Source organism: Capnocytophaga canimorsus (assembly GCF_002302565.1).
GTDB lineage: Bacteria > Bacteroidota > Bacteroidia > Flavobacteriales > Flavobacteriaceae > Capnocytophaga > Capnocytophaga canimorsus.
In genome coordinates, this window is record NZ_CP022382.1 from 526,876 (window position 1) to 545,293 (window position 18,418).

Annotated in this window: 14 protein-coding genes and 3 tRNA genes; 13 read left to right on the forward strand and 4 right to left on the reverse strand. The window is 35.3% G+C overall.

Annotation, left to right across the window (positions count from 1 at the left end; all coding sequences use genetic code 11):
• Positions 1-123: 123 nt before the first annotated feature.
• A complete protein-coding gene (locus CGC47_RS02330) occupies positions 124-1,395 on the reverse strand; it encodes a M64 family metallopeptidase (RefSeq protein WP_095900354.1) in 1,272 nt (423 codons plus the stop codon).
• A 98-nt stretch (positions 1,396-1,493) separates the two neighbouring features.
• Here CGC47_RS02330 and CGC47_RS02335 point away from each other — a divergent pair, with 98 nt between their 5' ends.
• The 13 genes from CGC47_RS02335 to CGC47_RS02395 all read left to right on the forward strand — a co-directional run bounded on the left by CGC47_RS02335 (position 1,494) and on the right by CGC47_RS02395 (position 14,604).
• Positions 1,494-2,525, forward strand: coding sequence for a glycosyltransferase family 9 protein (locus tag CGC47_RS02335; protein WP_095900355.1), 1,032 nt, complete (start codon positions 1,494-1,496; stop codon positions 2,523-2,525).
• A gap of 2 nt (positions 2,526-2,527) precedes the next feature.
• Positions 2,528-2,962: a type II 3-dehydroquinate dehydratase gene (gene aroQ / locus CGC47_RS02340; protein WP_013997464.1), complete on the forward strand. Its 435-nt coding sequence runs from the start codon at positions 2,528-2,530 to the stop codon at positions 2,960-2,962.
• Between the two features lie 230 nt (positions 2,963-3,192).
• A tRNA-Ser gene (locus CGC47_RS02345) sits at positions 3,193-3,276 on the forward strand.
• A 21-nt stretch (positions 3,277-3,297) separates the two neighbouring features.
• Positions 3,298-3,372: transfer RNA gene (locus CGC47_RS02350), tRNA-Pro, on the forward strand.
• A gap of 68 nt (positions 3,373-3,440) precedes the next feature.
• A tRNA-Arg gene (locus CGC47_RS02355) sits at positions 3,441-3,514 on the forward strand.
• A gap of 65 nt (positions 3,515-3,579) precedes the next feature.
• Positions 3,580-5,775 (forward strand): endonuclease MutS2, encoded by a 2,196-nt coding sequence (locus tag CGC47_RS02360; protein WP_440588176.1) that lies wholly within the window; start codon positions 3,580-3,582, stop codon positions 5,773-5,775.
• 89 nt (positions 5,776-5,864) lie between these two features.
• Entirely contained in the window at positions 5,865-7,604 is a 1,740-nt protein-coding gene (locus CGC47_RS02365) for a DEAD/DEAH box helicase (RefSeq protein WP_041998472.1), read from the forward strand.
• Between the two features lie 97 nt (positions 7,605-7,701).
• Entirely contained in the window at positions 7,702-8,466 is a 765-nt protein-coding gene (locus CGC47_RS02370) for a carboxypeptidase-like regulatory domain-containing protein (protein WP_041998469.1), read from the forward strand.
• 153 nt (positions 8,467-8,619) lie between these two features.
• The gene (locus tag CGC47_RS02375; protein ID WP_041998466.1) at positions 8,620-8,982 is read left to right on the forward strand and encodes a PadR family transcriptional regulator; all 363 of its coding nucleotides are present in this window, start codon (positions 8,620-8,622) and stop codon (positions 8,980-8,982) included.
• A complete protein-coding gene (locus CGC47_RS02380) occupies positions 8,979-9,689 on the forward strand; it encodes a hypothetical protein (protein WP_041998463.1) in 711 nt (236 codons plus the stop codon). The genes CGC47_RS02375 and CGC47_RS02380 overlap by 4 nt, the downstream gene beginning before the upstream one ends.
• Positions 9,674-10,423, forward strand: coding sequence for a L,D-transpeptidase family protein (locus CGC47_RS02385; protein WP_172458709.1), 750 nt, complete (start codon positions 9,674-9,676; stop codon positions 10,421-10,423). The genes CGC47_RS02380 and CGC47_RS02385 overlap by 16 nt, the downstream gene beginning before the upstream one ends.
• 368 nt (positions 10,424-10,791) lie before the next feature.
• Complete coding sequence (gyrA, locus tag CGC47_RS02390) at positions 10,792-13,320, forward strand: DNA gyrase subunit A (RefSeq protein ID WP_013997472.1); 2,529 nt, start codon at positions 10,792-10,794, stop codon at positions 13,318-13,320.
• 27 nt (positions 13,321-13,347) lie between these two features.
• Positions 13,348-14,604, forward strand: coding sequence for a tetratricopeptide repeat protein (locus CGC47_RS02395; protein ID WP_041985302.1), 1,257 nt, complete (start codon positions 13,348-13,350; stop codon positions 14,602-14,604).
• Positions 14,605-14,687: 83 nt separating this feature from the next.
• Here CGC47_RS02395 and priA read toward each other — a convergent pair whose 3' ends face one another.
• From priA to CGC47_RS10820, 3 genes are all read right to left on the reverse strand, one after another.
• The gene (gene priA, locus CGC47_RS02400; protein WP_095899941.1) at positions 14,688-17,138 is read right to left on the reverse strand and encodes a replication restart helicase PriA; all 2,451 of its coding nucleotides are present in this window, start codon (positions 17,136-17,138) and stop codon (positions 14,688-14,690) included.
• On the reverse strand, positions 17,139-18,056 hold the full coding sequence (locus CGC47_RS02405; protein ID WP_013997475.1) for a YihY/virulence factor BrkB family protein: 918 nt from the start codon (positions 18,054-18,056) through the stop codon (positions 17,139-17,141). It lies immediately after the preceding gene.
• A 110-nt stretch (positions 18,057-18,166) separates the two neighbouring features.
• On the reverse strand, positions 18,167-18,340 hold the full coding sequence (locus CGC47_RS10820) for a hypothetical protein (RefSeq protein ID WP_013997476.1): 174 nt from the start codon (positions 18,338-18,340) through the stop codon (positions 18,167-18,169).
• Positions 18,341-18,418 lie beyond the last annotated feature (78 nt).

Genomic DNA, 18,418 nt, shown 5'->3' on the forward strand with positions numbered 1-18,418 from the left:
TTACGATATTTGTACTGCTCATAGACGAATCAAAGCGTTGAACTTTGATTTTAAATTTTGGTTATTATATTGTTGAAAAGCCCGTTTTGCTCTTAGCAAAACGGGCTTTTATCCTTGATTGTGCTATTTTGTATAAAAATCAACCATCTTACGAATGGTACGTTCACAAACGGGGCAAAACCCACTAGGAATGTTTGATTTCATTCGGCAATCAGCAGCTGGGCTATAAATTCCTTTAGATACATATCCGCCTCCTTCAAAAGCACCGACTTTTACCGACTTCTCGTATTTTGGAGTACGAGGCGTAGGAATGGGCGTTTTGGGTACTATCATATCCTTCCATTTGTTTTGAAAATCAACTAAAGTGGTAATGTTTTCCTCCCAAGGCTCTATATTAGGATTGTACATAGATTCAAAAGCAGTTTGTGAGTCGTAATATTCATCGGCAAGTCCGACAAATCCGTGTCCGAATTCGTGTACAAATACCTTTTCAGAGAGATTATGATCTACAGAAGTCAAATTCAAGTGATTATAAAAGGCTCCTCCTCCATACATCTCGGTATTAACCAGCACATATATTTGATCGTAAGGAACTAAAGAAGCAGCATCAGCTATTTGCTTAAAGTTATTTGCTGTTAAATACCTCTGCATATCAAAGGTATAGAAGGAAGCATCAAAAACGGTTTTTTTATAGATATTTTCTCCTGGAATATCTGTTCCTGATTCATACGAAGCTGTACCTATGGCATATACATTGAAATTATCTTTCAAATCATCAAATGGAGAGATTGTGAACATATAGTCAATCATACGTTGAGCATCGGCATAAAATTTTTCCATTTGGTCGGCGGTATATCCTTCGGCTAAAATAACTAAATCTACTTTATTTGAAGAGGAGCCATTATGCAATAATGTCTTAATCGGATGATTGGACACTTGCTCATCGCTTATGAAGTAGTCATTCGGATTAACAACTCGTTCGAACAAAGTTTCAAATTTCCCATCAAAGTTTCGCATTTGGATCTGCAACAAACACGTTTTTTTTGGGAAAGGCACTTGAATCGCGTGATAGAATAGTTTCTTCTCATTTTGAGCTTGTTCTACGTACTTCCATTCTTTCATCAAAGAATTAAATCCTTTTGAAAAAATTTCTTTATTCAATTGGCTATCAATCAATTTTAAGCAAAAATCTCCATACTGCGGATGTATCAACTTTGTGGTGGAACCTCCCCAATGAGGTTCTTTTTTCATTTGCAAGAAATACACCGCCGATGTATGTGCATCAGCAGCAAGATAAAAATCAAATCTAAGGCTTTTATCAAAATTAAAAAAGGGGGATTGCGCCCAAGAAATTTGTGATAATAATACAATAACAAAGCAATAAAAAGGTTTCATAATGTGAAATTTATTTGTTATATTTGGCTCTGAAAAGGATTTTCTCTTTAAGAATACAAACATAATGCTTTTAAACATAAATCCGTAAATTTATGAGCATAAAACACATTTTAGTTATTCGGCTTTCCGCTATGGGCGATGTAGCCATAAGTGTTCCAGTACTGACGGCTTTTCGTAAGCAGTACCCCGATGTGCGTATAACCGTATTAACGCGTTCGCTCTACGCTTCTATGTTTTCGCATATTACTAATTGTAAAGTTTTTACTCCTGATTTAAAAGCACGTCATAAGGGGCTTTCCGGATTATTTCGCTTGTTCAAAGAATTGCGTATTGAAAGAGTTGATGCCGTGGCAGACTTACACAATGTATTACGTTCCAATGTATTGAAAGTATTCTTTAAATCAGCAGGAATTCCCTTTGAACAAATTGATAAAGGGCGAAAGGAAAAGCGTGCTTTAACACGAAGCAAAAACAAAGTTTTCCGTCAATTACGTCCTTCCTATCTAAGATATGCCGATGTTTTTAGTAGATTAGGACTTCCCATAGAATTCGACAAACTTTACTTCTGCCCCACTCCTACTCTTTCTGAAAAAGTACAATCATTGGTTGATTTGAGCAAGAAAAATATCGGCATAGCGCCTTTTGCAGCTCATTTGGGCAAACAATATCCTTTCTTAAATATGAAAACAGTTATTGAGCAACTGGCTAACAACCAAGACCATCAACTTTTTCTATTCGGAGGCGGAAAGCACGAAAAAGAAATTTTAGATTCCCTACCAAAACGTAAAAACATCAAAAATATGGTAGGCGAACTTTCCTTTGCAGAGGAATTACAACTCATATCACAATTAAACGTTATGGTAGCGATGGACAGTGGTAATGCTCATCTTTCGGCTATGTTTAACGTGCCGACCTTAACTCTTTGGGGCGTAACTCACCCTTATGCAGGTTTTTATCCATATGGGCAACCCGCTGAAAATATGCTACTTGCCGATAGAGAAGCTTTCCCTTTGATTCCTACTTCGGTTTACGGCAATAAACTTCCGAAGGGCTACGAAAAAGCCATAGAAACCATAACCGAAAAAAGTATTTTTGAAAAGGTAACGCAAATTTTATACACTAACACATAGGTATGCAAAAAAAGATAAAAAAAATAGCCATCATCAATGGTCCGAACCTCAATCTGTTAGGCAAGCGAGAACCCCAAATTTATGGAAGCACCTCTTTTGAAGATTACTTCAAGCAACTACAACAAGAATTTAATGAAGTAGAACTTTTCTATTTTCAGAGTAATGTAGAGGGTGAAATCATCAATACTATTCATAAGTTGGGATTTGATTTTGATGGAATTATTTTGAATGCAGGGGCTTATACTCACACCTCTATTGCCATTGGTGATGCTATTAAGTCGATAATTACACCAGTGATTGAAGTACACATTTCAAATACTTTTTCTAGAGAGGATTTTAGGCACGTTTCATACATCTCTCCTGTGGCAAAAGGGGTTATTTTAGGCTTCGGGTTGCAGGGGTATCGTTTAGCTTTAACCAGTTTTTTAGAAAAATAGCATTACAAAATTTTTCCAGATTACAACGGAAAGACGAAATTTTTGTTCAGATGACTCTTTAGAGCCGATGAGTTTTAAAAATATTTTCACTCATATCTATTTGAAAATAATTTTATTAAAATAAAATACAAAAAAAACATAAAAATTTATTGTATAAAATTTGTATGAATGAAAAATATTTCTGTATATTTGCACTCGCAAAACTGAAGCAAGTTCTTTAATTGATAAAAGGAGAGGTGCCGGAGTGGTAACGGAGCAGATTGCTAATCTGTCATCGGGTAACCGATGCCTGGGTTCGAGTCCCAGTCTCTCCGCATCATTTACAGTTATATTCTCGGGGCGTAGCGTAGTCCGGTCATCGCGCCTGGTTTGGGACCAGGAGGTCGCAGGTTCGAATCCTGCCGCCCCGACAAATCCAAAAATATATTTCATAAATGTTTCAAGTTGCATTTTTGGAATATATTTTTTAGTTAAGAGGGGTCACGTAGCTCAGCTGGATAGAGCATCTGCCTTCTAAGCAGACGGTCGCAGGTTCGAATCCTGCCGTGATCACAAAATAAAAATAACTCACTGATTTATAGTGAGTTATTTTTATTTTATACCAACAAATAGAATCTATGGGAAAACTCATAAAACGCATACATACCAAAACCTTACAAGACTTAGAATTTAACACCGTTTTACAGCATATCTCAGAATTATGCCAAACCGAACTGGGTAAAAAATATGCACTACGTATTGAACCCTTTACTCAAAAGGAAGCCTTACTAATGGCTTTGCAACAAACCAATGAATATTTGTCCTCTTTTCAAAACAATAATACGATTCCGCCCCACGCAGCCGAAAAAATCAAAAATGAAATAAATTTACTTGAAATAGAGGGCACTACACTCGAAATTACTGGAATTCAGAAGATATATCGACTCTCACAAACAGTTAACAATCATATTGTATTTTTTCATAAATTCAAGGAATTATATCCAACTCTTTACCAAAACACTGAAAGTATTCATTTTACCAACGAAATCACCGAAGCTATCGAAAAAATAATTGATAAATTCGGAGAAATCAAAAACGAAGCCTCTCCTACCCTTGCCAATATCCGAAAGGAAATCAGTCAAGTAAAAGGGAAAATCAACGAAAGTTTTAATCGAGCATTGACAATATACAATGCTTCTGATTATCTAGATGATATTCGTGAAACTGTTGTTGAAAACCGCAGAGTTTTGGCGGTAAAAGCAATGTACAGGCGAAAAGTACAAGGTGCAGTTTTGGGCAGTTCAAAAACTGGAAGTATCGTTTATATTGAACCTCAAGAAACCGAAAGAGCTTCAAGAGAATTAAATAATTTATTGTATGATGAAAAAGAGGAAATTCTTAGAATTTTAAAAGAGTTAACCATTTTCTTAGGTAATTTCGTTGTACTTCTAAAAGATTATCAAGCATATATTACCTCAATAGATATAATTTACGGAAAAGCAAAGTACGCTGAAAAAATCAATGGGTTGCTTCCTGAAATTACCGAGGAGCGTGTGATAGATTTCCGACAAGCCTATCATCCTTTGCTTTTTCTCAATAATCAGGAAAAAGGAGCTATAACTTATCCGCAAACTATATTATTAACTAACGAATCGCGGATTATTGTCATTTCTGGACCTAACGCTGGAGGAAAAAGTATCACCCTGAAAACCATAGGATTACTCCAACTGATGCTACAAAGCGGTATGCTTATTCCAGTACACCATCGAAGTAAAACCTGTCTTTTTGAAAGAATATTAACAGATATTGGCGACAATCAATCTATTGAAAATCACTTAAGTACATACAGCTATCGATTAAAAAATATGAATTATTTTTTAAAGAAATGCAATGAAAATTCGCTTTTCTTAATCGACGAATTTGGTACGGGAAGTGACCCAGAGCTTGGTGGCGCCTTGGCAGAAACCTTTTTGGAGGAATTCTATCATCGAAAAGCTTTTGGGGTAATCACAACACATTATGCCAATTTAAAGATGCTTGCCAACGAACTGCCTTATGCCACTAATGCCAATATGTTATTCAATGACAAAACTTTAGAACCTATCTTTAAACTCATCGTAGGCGAAGCAGGAAGTTCCTTCACTTTTGAAGTGGCTCAAAAAAACGGAATCCCTTTCGGATTGATTAACAGAGCCAAGAAAAAAATAGAACACGGAAAAGTACGTTTTGATGCTACCATAGCCAAACTGCAAAAAGAACGTAGTAAAATGGAAAAAACTTCCGAAGCGTTGAAAGACGAAGAGATAAAAGCCCGTGAAGAAGCCAAACGTTTGGAAGAGCTCAATCAAAAAATAAAATCAAAGTTAATAAATTATCAAGAACTTTATGATTACAACCAGCGTATGATTGCCTTAGGAAATAAAATTAACGATTTGGCAGAAAAATATTTTGAAAACGGAAAAAAACGTCCGCTAATTTCCGAATTTTTACGCATTGTAGAAACGGAAAACTCAAAACGAAAGAAAGTTGACGAAGCTGAAAAAATTAGGCATAAAGAACTAAAAAAGAAAACTGAAAAAGAATTAAGCAAAAAAATAGAAGAAATTCGTAAACAACGTAAAGCTGAGAAAAAAGAAAAATCCCTCAAAGTCGAAAAAGAAAAACAACAAATGCAACGAGCTTTGAAAGTTAACGACAGGGTTCGCATAAAAGACAGTCGTAGCGTAGGTTCCATTGATAAAATTGAAAAAGGAAAAGCCGTTATCAACTACGGATTATTCACCACCACTGTAGATATTGATCAACTCGAATTGGTTGAAAAGGTAAAAAATTAATACAAAGAACAAGTGTATCAGTAGATTTTACATTTATTTTCCTAATTTTTGGATTATAATTTATACTTTTGCCCCTATAGAAAAAATATATGAATTTATTTGAACAATTAGGGCTTTCCGAGCCCATCATCAAAGCCATCAATGATATGGGCTTTGAAACTCCCTCCGAAGTACAGCAAAAAACCATTCCCGTTTTACTTTCAGACAATACTGATATTGTAGCTTTGGCACAAACAGGTACTGGAAAAACAGCAGCTTTTGGGTTTCCTTTGTTGGAAAAAATTGATGCTGATAGCAAAAAAACACAAGGATTAATTCTCTCTCCGACTCGAGAGTTGTGTTTGCAAATTGCTTCCGAACTGAAGCTATATGCCAAATATATGTCCAAAATCAATGTGGTAGCCATTTATGGTGGTGCAAGTATTGATGAACAGGCAAAAAATATCAAAAAAGGCGCTCAAATTATTGTAGCCACTCCTGGGCGTATGCAAGATATGATTCGTCGTGAACTGGTAGATATTTCAGCTATTGATTTTTGCGTGTTGGACGAAGCCGACGAAATGCTCAATATGGGCTTTTATGAGGATATTACCGAAATATTGTCACACACCCCACAAGATAAATATACTTGGTTGTTTTCAGCAACGATGCCTCAAGAAGTAGCTAAAATTGCACGCCGTTTTATGAACAAGCCTATTGAAATTACAGTAGGCTCTCGAAATCAAGCCTCTAACAATATCCGACACGAATACTATATGGTCAATGGCAGACATCGGTATCAGGCTTTAAAACGTCTGGCTGACGCCAATCCAGATATATTCTCAGTAGTTTTTTGTCGCACCAAAAAAGACACCCAAGCAATCGCTGAAAAACTTATCGAAGACGGATACAACGCTGCTGCTCTACACGGCGATTTAAGTCAAAATCAGCGCGATTTGGTAATGAAATCGTTCCGTGCCAAACAAATACAAATGTTAGTAGCCACCGACGTTGCAGCACGAGGTATAGATGTTGACGATATTACTCACGTAATACACTACCAACTCCCTGACGAGGCAGAAACCTATACCCATCGCAGTGGAAGAACTGGAAGAGCCGGTAAATCAGGGGTTTCTATGGTAATTATTCCAAAAAGTGAAGTCCGTAAGATTAAAACCATCGAAAAAATCATACAACAACCTTTTGAAGCCAAAAAACTACCCGATGGTATGGAAATCTGTGAAATACAGCTCTATCACTTGGCAAACAACATCAAAAATGTAGAGGTAAATAGCGCTATTGATGATTATCTTCCTGCTATTCACGATGTACTACAAGGCATTGACCGTGAAACACTAATCAAAAAAATGGTTGCTGTTGAATTTAATCGTTTTTACACCTATTACAAAAACGCAGAAGATTTGAACGTTTCTTCCAGTGGTGAAAATTCGCAAAGTACAGGTAATGAAGTTCGTTACTTTATAAACATCGGGGAAAGAGATGGTTACGATTGGCGTTCACTAAAAGACTTCTTAAAAGCTACGCTTGATTTAGGGAAAGACGATGTTTTCAAAGTAGATGTTAAAAATAGTTTTTCATTTTTTAATACCGAAATTGAGCATCAAGATTTGGTACAAAGCATATTTTCTGATTTTAAAATGGACGGACGTTTCATCAACGTGGAAATTTCTAAAAAAGGAGAAAGTTCCAAATCGGAAAAGTCAAGAAAAAAACGTAGCGAAGGCAAAAAAAATGGTACTCAATCGTCAAAAGAAAAAACAAAAAACCGAAAACAAAAAGCTTCGCAAACCTTTGAAAATGTTTTTAAAAAACGAAAAAAACGAAAATAATCAATTGTTAAAGATAAATAAAAATACGGTCAATCCGTATTTTTTTTATTTTTGTTTCTTATTTTTACCTTGTGGTTAACAAGATTATTTTATACCAATGAAAAAAATACTATTTCTACTAGTCGGGCTATTCTGTAGCTTTCTATACGGACAACAACCTACTGAAATGCAAGGAAATGTGTTCAGTATGCAAAGCGGACAACCTATGGCTAATGTACACATTTTGAATCTAAATAAAGTAAGTGGGGTGGTAACCGACGAAAAAGGTGACTTTACCATTCGAGCCCAAGTCAATGACACGTTGTATTTATCCTTTTTAGGATATAAGTCATTGAAAGTTAAGGTAACTAATGATATGTTAAAATTTCCAGGCACGAAAATAGGAATGACCGAATTGGCTTATGCCTTGGAAGAGGTTATCATTTCGCCACATAAGCTCACAGGATATTTAGATATTGATGCAAAATATATTCCCGTAGACGAAAGTGTGCGTTATAGTGTATCAGGATTGGAATTGGGTTATGAAGGACGCCCGAAAGCCACCACTATTGGTCGGGTTTTTAACGCGATTTTCAATCCTGCAGATTTTTTATATCGAACTTTTGGAGCAAAGGGAAGAGAAATGCGAAAGCTCGAAAAAATTCGTAAAGATAATGAACTGAGCGATATGCTTGCCTCAAGATACGATAGAGAAACGCTGATTGAGTTACTACAAATTGACCGAAACGAACTGGAAGAAATGATACGTTCGTGCAATTACTCCAATGATTTTATAATGACAGCCAACGATTTACAAATACTCGAAGCCATTAGCAATTGCTACGAAGAATATCGAGTACTTAACAGAAATAAAAAGAAATAATCCTTTTAAAAAACTCATTACTAGAAAGTAATGAGTTTTTTTATTTCTGAAAATAGCTTTACAAATAAACTTCTGGAATTTGTATCTTAAAAAAATTGAAAAAAGCATATACATAAGAAAATTATGTATATTTGTATCCTAAATATATAAGATATGAAGAAACAAAATTCATCGCTCTATAAAGGAAGTCTTACCACCATAGTAATGAAGCTATTGCAAGATAACGGACGAATGTATGGTTACGAAATCACGCAAAAAGTAAAGGAACTCTCACAAGGTGAAATTTCCATAACGGAAGGAGCTCTATACCCAACTTTGCACAAATTGGAAGCCCAAGGGCTGCTTACCCCCGAGATTGAACAAGTAGATAACCGTGTTCGTAAATATTATAAAATCACGGAAAATGGCATCAAAGAAACAGAAAAACAAATCTCTGAAATTCAGAATTTTATTTCAAGTTTACAAAACATCATTAACCCAAAGCATCAACCCCAACTAACTCCTAGTACAGTATGAAAAAAGTAAATTCCCAACAAATTGAATATTTGTATAAGTTTACCCGTCAGCACTATGTTGAATATTATGACCTTCAAACAGAATTAGTTGACCATTTGGCTAATGCCATTGAAACACATTGGCAAACATTCCCCAATGATGATTTTGAAACCACATTACAAAAAGAATTTCGAAAATTTGGTGTTTGCGGATTTAGCGATGTAGTAGAACAGAAAACAAAACAAATGAGAAAACGCTACAATCGTATTCTATGGCAACACGTAAAAACTTTTTTCTCGCCTCCTAAGCTACTGATAACCTTACTTTTGTTTATTCTAATTTTCAAAGCCTTATCATTCTTTACCCAAACGTATTGGGTTTTAACAGGAATCATGAGTATTTGGCTTATTGGTGCAATTATACTAATACGATTCAATTATAAACTACGCAAAAAAAGTCCAGACACTAAAAAATGGCTACTAAAAGAAATTATCTTTGGAAATAATATTGCGACAACATCTTTAATTTTCTCTTTTCAGATAAACTCCCAGTTAATTATACAAAATACAGAACACATTGAAAACCTGTTTGTTTTAGTAGGAATTTCAGCTTTCTCTACGCTTTTTTACATCGTTACATACATTACCTTGTACTACCTTCCTTTAAAAAGTGAAGTGTATTTAACTCAAACTTATCCTGAATATCAATCATTATGTACCAATTATTAAATAAAATAATAATTGCTTTAATCCCTGTGTTTCCGTTTGCTCAACAGACAGATTTCCTTACCACTCAGAAAAAATATGAAAGAGTAAGGATTGCTTTAAAGGAAAAACAAGAAGTATTAAGGCAAAAACTTGATAAACATAATTTGTCTGTGAATAATCTTAATCTGATTTTTGTTGCTTACAAAGATGATGATTTACTTGAAATTTATGGAAAATCCAAAAAAGAACATACATACCGAAAAATAATTTCCTATCCGATATGTTCGCGTTCGGGAAAGCTTGGACCAAAAAGAAAACAGGGTGATGGGCAAGTTCCTGAGGGGTTTTATCACATCGACAGATTCAATCCATCGAGTAATTTTTATCTTTCTTTGGGGCTTAATTACCCAAATTTGTCTGACAAAAGAAAAAGTAAAGCCCATGATTTAGGCGGTGATATTTTTATTCACGGAGATTGTGTAACAATAGGTTGCTTACCCATGACTGATAACTATATCAAAGAAATCTATTTACTTGCTACTTATGCACGAAATAACGGACAAAACAAAATACCCGTTTACCTTTTTCCGTTTAAAATGACAGATAAAAATATGCAAATTTATAAAGGTAAATACAAGTATAATGAAGAACTTATTTCTTTTTGGAATAACCTAAAAAAAGGATATGATACATTTGTCAAAGATTTAAAAGCTCTTGATGTTCAAATAACAAAAAATGGAGATTATTCCTTTTAAATTCTCAATTGACTCATTTCCTTAAAAAATTGCTTGTGATTTGCGCAAATTTATCTTGATTTAAAACAAAAACAGCTACTAAAAATCATCTAAAAGAAATTATTTTTTTTCAAAGTATTGGTATAATTCAATACCCCCCATTAAGTGCAGTCTATTGAGTTTAAATTATAATAACTCTAATAATTTCACTTTTTTAGGATAAAAAAGTTTTGAAAAATACTCCATACACGTACATTTTTTGTATATTAGCCGATTGAAAACGAATATAGAGTGTGCAAAATAGAACATTTTCTTATATACTTTATATGTAGCGTTTTATATAGTATAGCATTAAACAAAATAAGTTAAGAGATAAATAAAAACCAATTATGGCAGAAGGAGAAAAACTCATACCTATCAATATAGAAGATGAGATGAAATCCGCTTACATTGATTATTCAATGTCGGTAATCGTTTCAAGGGCGTTGCCCGATGTCCGTGACGGACTTAAACCGGTACACCGTCGTGTTCTGTTCGGAATGCACGAATTGGGCGTTTTAAGTAACAGACCTCATAAAAAATCAGCGAGAATTGTTGGGGAAGTCTTAGGTAAATACCACCCTCACGGTGATTCTTCGGTTTATGACACTATGGTGCGTATGGCACAAGAGTGGAGTTTGCGGTATATGCTGATTGATGGGCAGGGAAACTTTGGTTCTATCGATGGGGATAACCCAGCAGCAATGCGTTATACCGAGGCACGTATGCGAAAAATTTCCGAAGATATGCTCGCCGATATCGAAAAAGATACTGTGGACCACCAGTTAAACTTTGACGATACTTTGAAAGAGCCTACTGTTCTTCCTACACGTATTCCGAATTTGTTGGTTAACGGAGCTTCGGGTATTGCCGTAGGTATGGCAACTAATATGGCACCTCATAACCTTAATGAAGTTATTGATGGTATTGTTGCTTTTATTGACAACAGAGACATTGAAATTGATGAATTGATGACACACATCAAAGCACCAGATTTCCCCACAGGAGGGATTATTTACGGTTATGATGGTGTTCGTGAAGCTTTTAAAACTGGGCGAGGACGTGTAGTGATGCGTGCCAAAGCCAATATTGAAGAAATTGATGGCAGAGAGTGCATCATAGTTAATGAAATTCCTTATCAAGTCAATAAAGCCGAAATGATTAGAAAAACGGTGGACTTGATTGAGGACAAAAAGATTGAAGGAATTTCCAGCATACGTGATGAGTCCGACCGTAAAGGAATGCGTATTGTATATGTGCTTAAACGTGACGCTGTGCCCAATATCGTATTGAATAACTTGTACAAGCACACAGCATTGCAATCTTCATTCAGTGTTAATAATATTGCTTTGGTCAATGGTCGCCCGAAGTTATTGAATTTAAAGGATTTAATTCATTACTTTGTAGAGCATCGCCACGATGTAGTGGTGCGTCGTACCCAATTTGAGTTGGAAAAAGCCAGAGAACGCGCTCACATTTTGGAAGGTTTTATGAAGGTCATAGCCACGCAAGATACGCTTGACCGTGCAATTGCTATTATCCGTCAGTCACAAAATCCGCAAGAAGCCAAAGAAGGACTGATACAGGAATTTGACCTTTCCGAAAGACAAGCTCAAGCCATTTTGGAACTCCGCTTGGCACGACTTACGGGTATGGAATTGGATAAAATCCGCGAAGAGTACGAAGCCATTATGAAGTTAATATTGGATTTGGAAGACATTTTAGCCAATGAACCCAGACGTTTCCAGATTATTAAAGAAGAACTTTTAGAAGTTAAAGAAAAATATGGCGATGCGCGTCGTTCCAAAATTGAATATGCAGGTGGCGATTTTAGTATTGAAGATATGATTCCTGATGAGTCTGTGGTGATTACCATTTCGCACGCCGGATACATCAAACGTACTTCACTTACCGAATACAAAACTCAAAACCGAGGTGGAGTAGGTCAAAAAGCTTCAACCACACGTGACCAAGACTTCCTAGAGCACCTTTTCGTTAGCTCAAATCATCAGTATATGCTTTTCTTTACCCAAAAAGGAAAATGTTTCTGGATGCGTGTTTACGAAATTCCTGAAGGTAGCAAGACATCAAAAGGACGTGCTATTCAAAACCTAATCAATATTGAACAAGACGATAAGGTAAAAGCCTTTATCAGTGTTCAAGACCTTAAAGATGAAGCCTATATCAATAGTAATTACTTGATTATGGCTACCAAACAAGGTATTGTTAAAAAGACATTGTTGGAGCAATACTCTCGTCCGCGCCAAAACGGAATCAATGCTATTACCATCAAGGAAGGTGATGAATTGCTTGAAGCAAAACTTACTTCTGGAAAAAGCCAGTTGATGTTAGCCGTGAAATCAGGTAGAGCCATTCGCTTTGGAGAAGAAAAAGTACGTGCTGTAGGGCGAAACTCACAAGGGGTACGTGGTATTGACTTAGATATTGAAAATGATGAAGTTATTGGTATGATAGCCATCGAAAATCCATCAGAAGAAACTGTGCTTGTAGTTTCGGAAAACGGATACGGAAAACGTTCCTATATCGATGAGCCAGAAACTGGAGAGGCCGTTTACCGAATTACTAATCGTGGCGGAAAAGGAGTAAAAACCATTTCGATAACTGAAAAAACGGGTAATTTGGTAGCTATCAAGAGCGTACTTGCGGGCGAAGACCTAATGATTATCAACAAATCAGGAATTGCCATTCGTTTGCCAATTGATGATTTGCGTATTATGGGGCGTGCTACACAAGGGGTTCGCCTAATCAACATTAAGGGTAAAGACTCTATTGCCGCTGTTGCTAAAGTTATGAAAGAGGAAGAAAATGATACAGAAACTGACAATGGCACGGAAATTGAAAGTTTAAATGAGGAATAAAAATTTTAAAAATAAATTTGAAGAGATATGAAAAAACAAATTTTAATGGCATCTGCTTTACTGGTAACAGCAGTTGCTTTTGGGCAAAAAAAGGAACTTCGTGAAGTGGCTAAGAATATCAAAAAAGGAGATTTAGAAGCTGCTCAATCTGCACTTAATCAAGTGAAGCAAATTGCTACTGCTAACCAAGACTACGAGACCGAATATTACTTCTTGGAAGGGCTGTTAGGTTTTGAAAGTGCCAAAAAAGGTAGAGATGTAATGAATTCTTTATCAAAGGCTTCACAAGCATTTACTAAAGTACGCGAATTGGAAAATAGCCAAAAAGGGAAATTCACCTCCCAAATCCCTCTTAAAGAGGCTGTTGATTTGGCAACTCAGCAAGGAACTAGTGCATATGAGCGTAAAGATTACAAAAATGCCAAAAAAGCATTTGAGCAAGTGTACCGACTTAGTCCGCAAGATACTGTATTCTTGTACAATGCAGCAGTGTTAGCCGTGCAAGACAAAGATTATGATACAGCGCTCAAACACTACATTGAATTAAAGAATTTGAGATATGACGGAGCGGAAACTCTTTACTTGGCTAAAAATAAACAAAGTCAAAAAGAAGAGACTTTTACCAGCAAAAATCAACGCGATTTGATGGTGAAATCAGGTTCATATATCAATCCGAGAACCGAAAAAACACCTTCAAAAAGAGGTGAAATTGTTAAAAATATCGCTTTGATATATGTTGAGCAAGGTAAAAACGATCAAGCAATCAACGCTTTCGAAGAAGCACGTAAAGCTTTTCCGAAAGATGCTACTTTAGTAATTGCAGAAGCCAGTGTTTATCTGCAACTTAACGACCGCAATAAGTTTAAAGAATTGATGGAGGAAGCCGCTAAACTATCCCCTGAAAACGCTGATATTCAATACAATATAGGAGTTATCAATATGGAGCAAGGGCAGTTGGAAGCGGCTCGTGAAGCTTTCAAACAAGCCTTGAAACTTCGTCCGAACTATACTGATGCTGTACTTAACTATTCAACCACATACATCAATGAAGGAAATGCCCTTATTGAACAAATGAACGCTTTAGGAAACTCAAAAGCAGATATTAAAAAGTACGACGAATTAGGGCAACAAAAGGATATGCTATACAGAAAAGCCGTTGAATTTATGGAAGAGTACATCAAAGTACAAGGCAATGAAACATCAGTATTAGAACAGTTAAAAAATGTTTACGGAGCGCTAGGAGATACAGCTAACTTCAAAAGAATAAAAGCATTATTAGAATAATTTTGTTTCATAATAAATAATTAAACCCCTCCAAAAATATGTTTTGGAGGGGTTTTTTGTTTATTGTTTTTTTGATTTGACAGCTAATCGACGTGGAAAATGACTCGAACAGACCGAAATTGAGCAATTGCTAAAAAAGTTTTTTCTGTTCTGATAATAAATGCTTTAATTTTGGAAAAGGAAAGATGTAAAGGAATTTTTACCAAAATATCTTTAATGTATTCGTTACGAATACGAGAAATCAAAGGAAATTCAGGACCTAATACCTGCAAATCCGTTTGATTAGCAAATCCATTTCGCAATGCTTTTGCGAACCAATCCGCTCCTTCGTTTACCTTATTAAAATCGGTGTGCTTAAAAGTAATTTTTATCAAACGTACAAATGGTGGATAGGCAAACTCATTACGTTCATCAGTTTGTGTTTGATACATTCCTTTAAAATCGTGATTTAAAACTTGCTGCAGTACTATATGATTGGGATTATAGGTCTGAATAAGCACTCTACCTCTTTCGGCACTACGCCCTGCCCTACCTGATACTTGCATCAATATTTGAAAACTACGTTCGTGAGCCCTAAAATCAGGGGCGTGTATAAGCATATCGGCATTGATCACACCTACCAAACCTACATTTGAAAAATCTAAGCCTTTGGTTATCATTTGTGTACCTACCAAAATTTGAGTTTGTTGATGTTCAAAATCCGACAAAATTTTTTGAAAACCATATTTACCCTGAGTGGTATCCTGATCCATACGATCAATAGTTATCTTAGGAAATAAGCTAAGAAGTTCTTGAGCAATTTGCTCTGTACCTACTCCTTTGGTAATCAAATCTGTACTAAAACAAGCTATACAAATTTCACTTTTAGCAATAGCATATCCGCAGTAATGACAGCGCAACTGATTTCGTCCCTGATGATAAGTTAAACTCACATCACAATTAGGGCATTGGGGTATCGTTCCACAACTTTTGCATTGAATTACAGGAGCATATCCTCGTCGATTTTGAAATAAAAGTACTTGTTTGCCTTTACTTAAAGTTTGCTCCATTTCCTGAATTAAATCATCTGAGAAATGCCCTTTGATTCGTTTTCTTCGCAATTTATCTTTCATATCTATCAAAACAATTTCTGGAGACTGAAATGAAGCATAACGTTGATTTAAAGATACATAGCCATACTTTTGATTGGCTACATTATGGAGACTTTCTATAGAAGGTGTAGCAGACCCTAAAAGCAACTGACACTGATGTAGTTTTGCCAAAATGGTGGCCGTATCACGGGCTTGAAAGCGAGGGGCAGGGTCTATTTGCCGAAAAGATGCATCGTGTTCTTCGTCAACAATAATAAGCCCCAAATCTGAAAAAGGCAAAAAAACTGCCGAACGCACCCCTAATATCACTTTCATTTTTTGCGAATTGTGTAAAACGTTATTCCACACTTCAACACGTTCATTAACAGAATATTTAGAATGATAAACCCCTATTTTATCACCAAAATATCTTTGTAATCTACTCACTAATTGAGTACTAATTGCTATTTCAGGAAGCAGATAAAGTACTTGTTTGCCTTGATTGATTACTTGCTCAATGAGTTTTACATAAATTTCTGTTTTCCCAGAAGCTGTTACTCCGTGAAGTAAAACAATTTGTTTTTCAGTAAATTTTTGTTCAATTTCAAGTAAAGTCTTTCCTTGAATTTCAGTAAGTTTCTTTTGATTTATAATTTCACCTTCAAACTCAAATCGATCTTTTTGTAAGTAATATTCTTCAAAAATACCTTTTTCAACTGCCTTTTTCAATACGGAAGCACTTACTTTACTGATTTCCAGTAACTCTTCCGATTTTATAGGTGTTTTTTCTCTACCATTTCGATTAAAATAAGCAAGGATAAGTTGTTTTTGCTTAGGTGCATTCTTCAATAAGTCTAAGGCTTGTTTTAGTCCGTTTTCTTCTTGATATTTTTCAGCTAAACGAACATATTTAATACGTTTAGGTACATATTTTTCAAAAATTTTTTCGGAAATTTTAATAGCTTTTTTTTCGAGTAAACTTTTCAGTACGTAGAGTACCTTTTTCTTATTTAAAATTTTAGTAATTTCCTGTCCTTTTAGTGAAGTTTTAAAATTAAGCGCCTCATACACAAGATATTCTTCATCTGAAAATTGCGTTGTAGATAAATCTTTTTGAGCTATTTCTACAACGGTTTCACTTTCCAAAAGGAAAGCATTGGGTAGTGCCGCTTTATACACTTCCTCTAACGAGCACATATAATAGTCTGCAATCCATTGCCAATGAGCTAATTGAGTGGAAGTTACAATAGGGAATTCATCAAGAATGTATTCAATGTCTTTAGTTTGATACGTTGGTTGTTCATTGTGAACACGAAAAACCAATGCCGCATAAATTTTTGTTTTTCCGAAAGATACCGCTACACGCATCCCTGGTTTCAAAAAATGAGCTTCGTGCTCATTCACCGAATAGGTAAACAATTTACTAAGTGATATGGGTAGTATAACATCAACAAAAAAAGACATTTAACTTGTTTTTTTAAGCCTTAAAAGAGTAGCATTTAGCTCGAACCCTAAAAGTAAAATATTGGAATTAAGCCAAGTATAAAACAAAAATATCAGCAAAGCTCCTATAGAACCATACAATTGATTGTATTGTGAAAAATTTTCAATATACAAACCAAAAAGATAAGTTGTAAGTCCAAAAAGCAAGGTGGTAAACAATGACCCTACTGAAAAAAAACGATTTTTCTTACCATCTTTCGTTCCGAAATAATACAAAAAAGAAGTAGCAAAATACGAAATCAAAAACACCGCGCCTACTTTACTCCACCAAAGTAAGGATTCGCTACTTCTGAATATTCCTGTTTTTTCCATATACGGCACAACATAAACCCCATAGGCAAGAAACAATATTACAACAAAAAGTAATAATAAAGCCAAAATAATAGTAACCCCCAAAGCTACAAAATATTGTCTAAACATATTTCGAGGATTTTTGACGTGATAGGAATACTCAAAGCCTCCAAAAATAGCTACTACTCCATTGGTCATCAGAAAGATAGAAAGCAAAAAAACGGAAGAGAGTAATCCGGCACGGCGCTTATTAGCAATATCAAAAAAAATATCTGCAAAAAACTCATTGGTTCCTGGAGGGAGTAGCCCATCTAAAAAAATCCAAAAATCTTGCTGAAAGTCTTCGATAGGCACGTACGGAATCAAGTTAAGTACGAATAGTAAAAAAGGAAAGATAGCCACAAAAAAACTATACGAAATAGCACTCGCACGATACGTTACCGCACCTTCAACAATCCCAACCACATACAACTCTATCAAGTCATACAAAGAAAAAGGATGTTTCCCTAAACGAATTTTTTTTAAGAATGATACCAATCGACCCAAAACGGGTATGCTTTGTAATTTTTTTTCTAACTTGGGTATCATTAAAATGCAATTTTTCCGATTATTTAAAACAAAAAAAGACCCTTGTGAAATCTGATGAATTCACAAAAATCTGATTATCAAAAGCTAATAAAAAAGCAATAACAAACTACCTAAGCCTCCTCTTTTGCTCTTCTAGCTTCACGCTTCTCTTTTAGCATTTCCTTAATTGAGCCTGTTACCCAATAAGGTACAATAAAAGTAAGCAACAGAATCATCAACCAAAAACCAATAGTAGCTATTCCTAAAAAAGCCAAAAAACCTAGATATTGTTGGAATTCAAACATAACACTTTTAAAATTTTCACAAAGGTATATTTTTTTTGATTACTCACCAAATTTTTCTAAGGCACATTCAACCCTCAA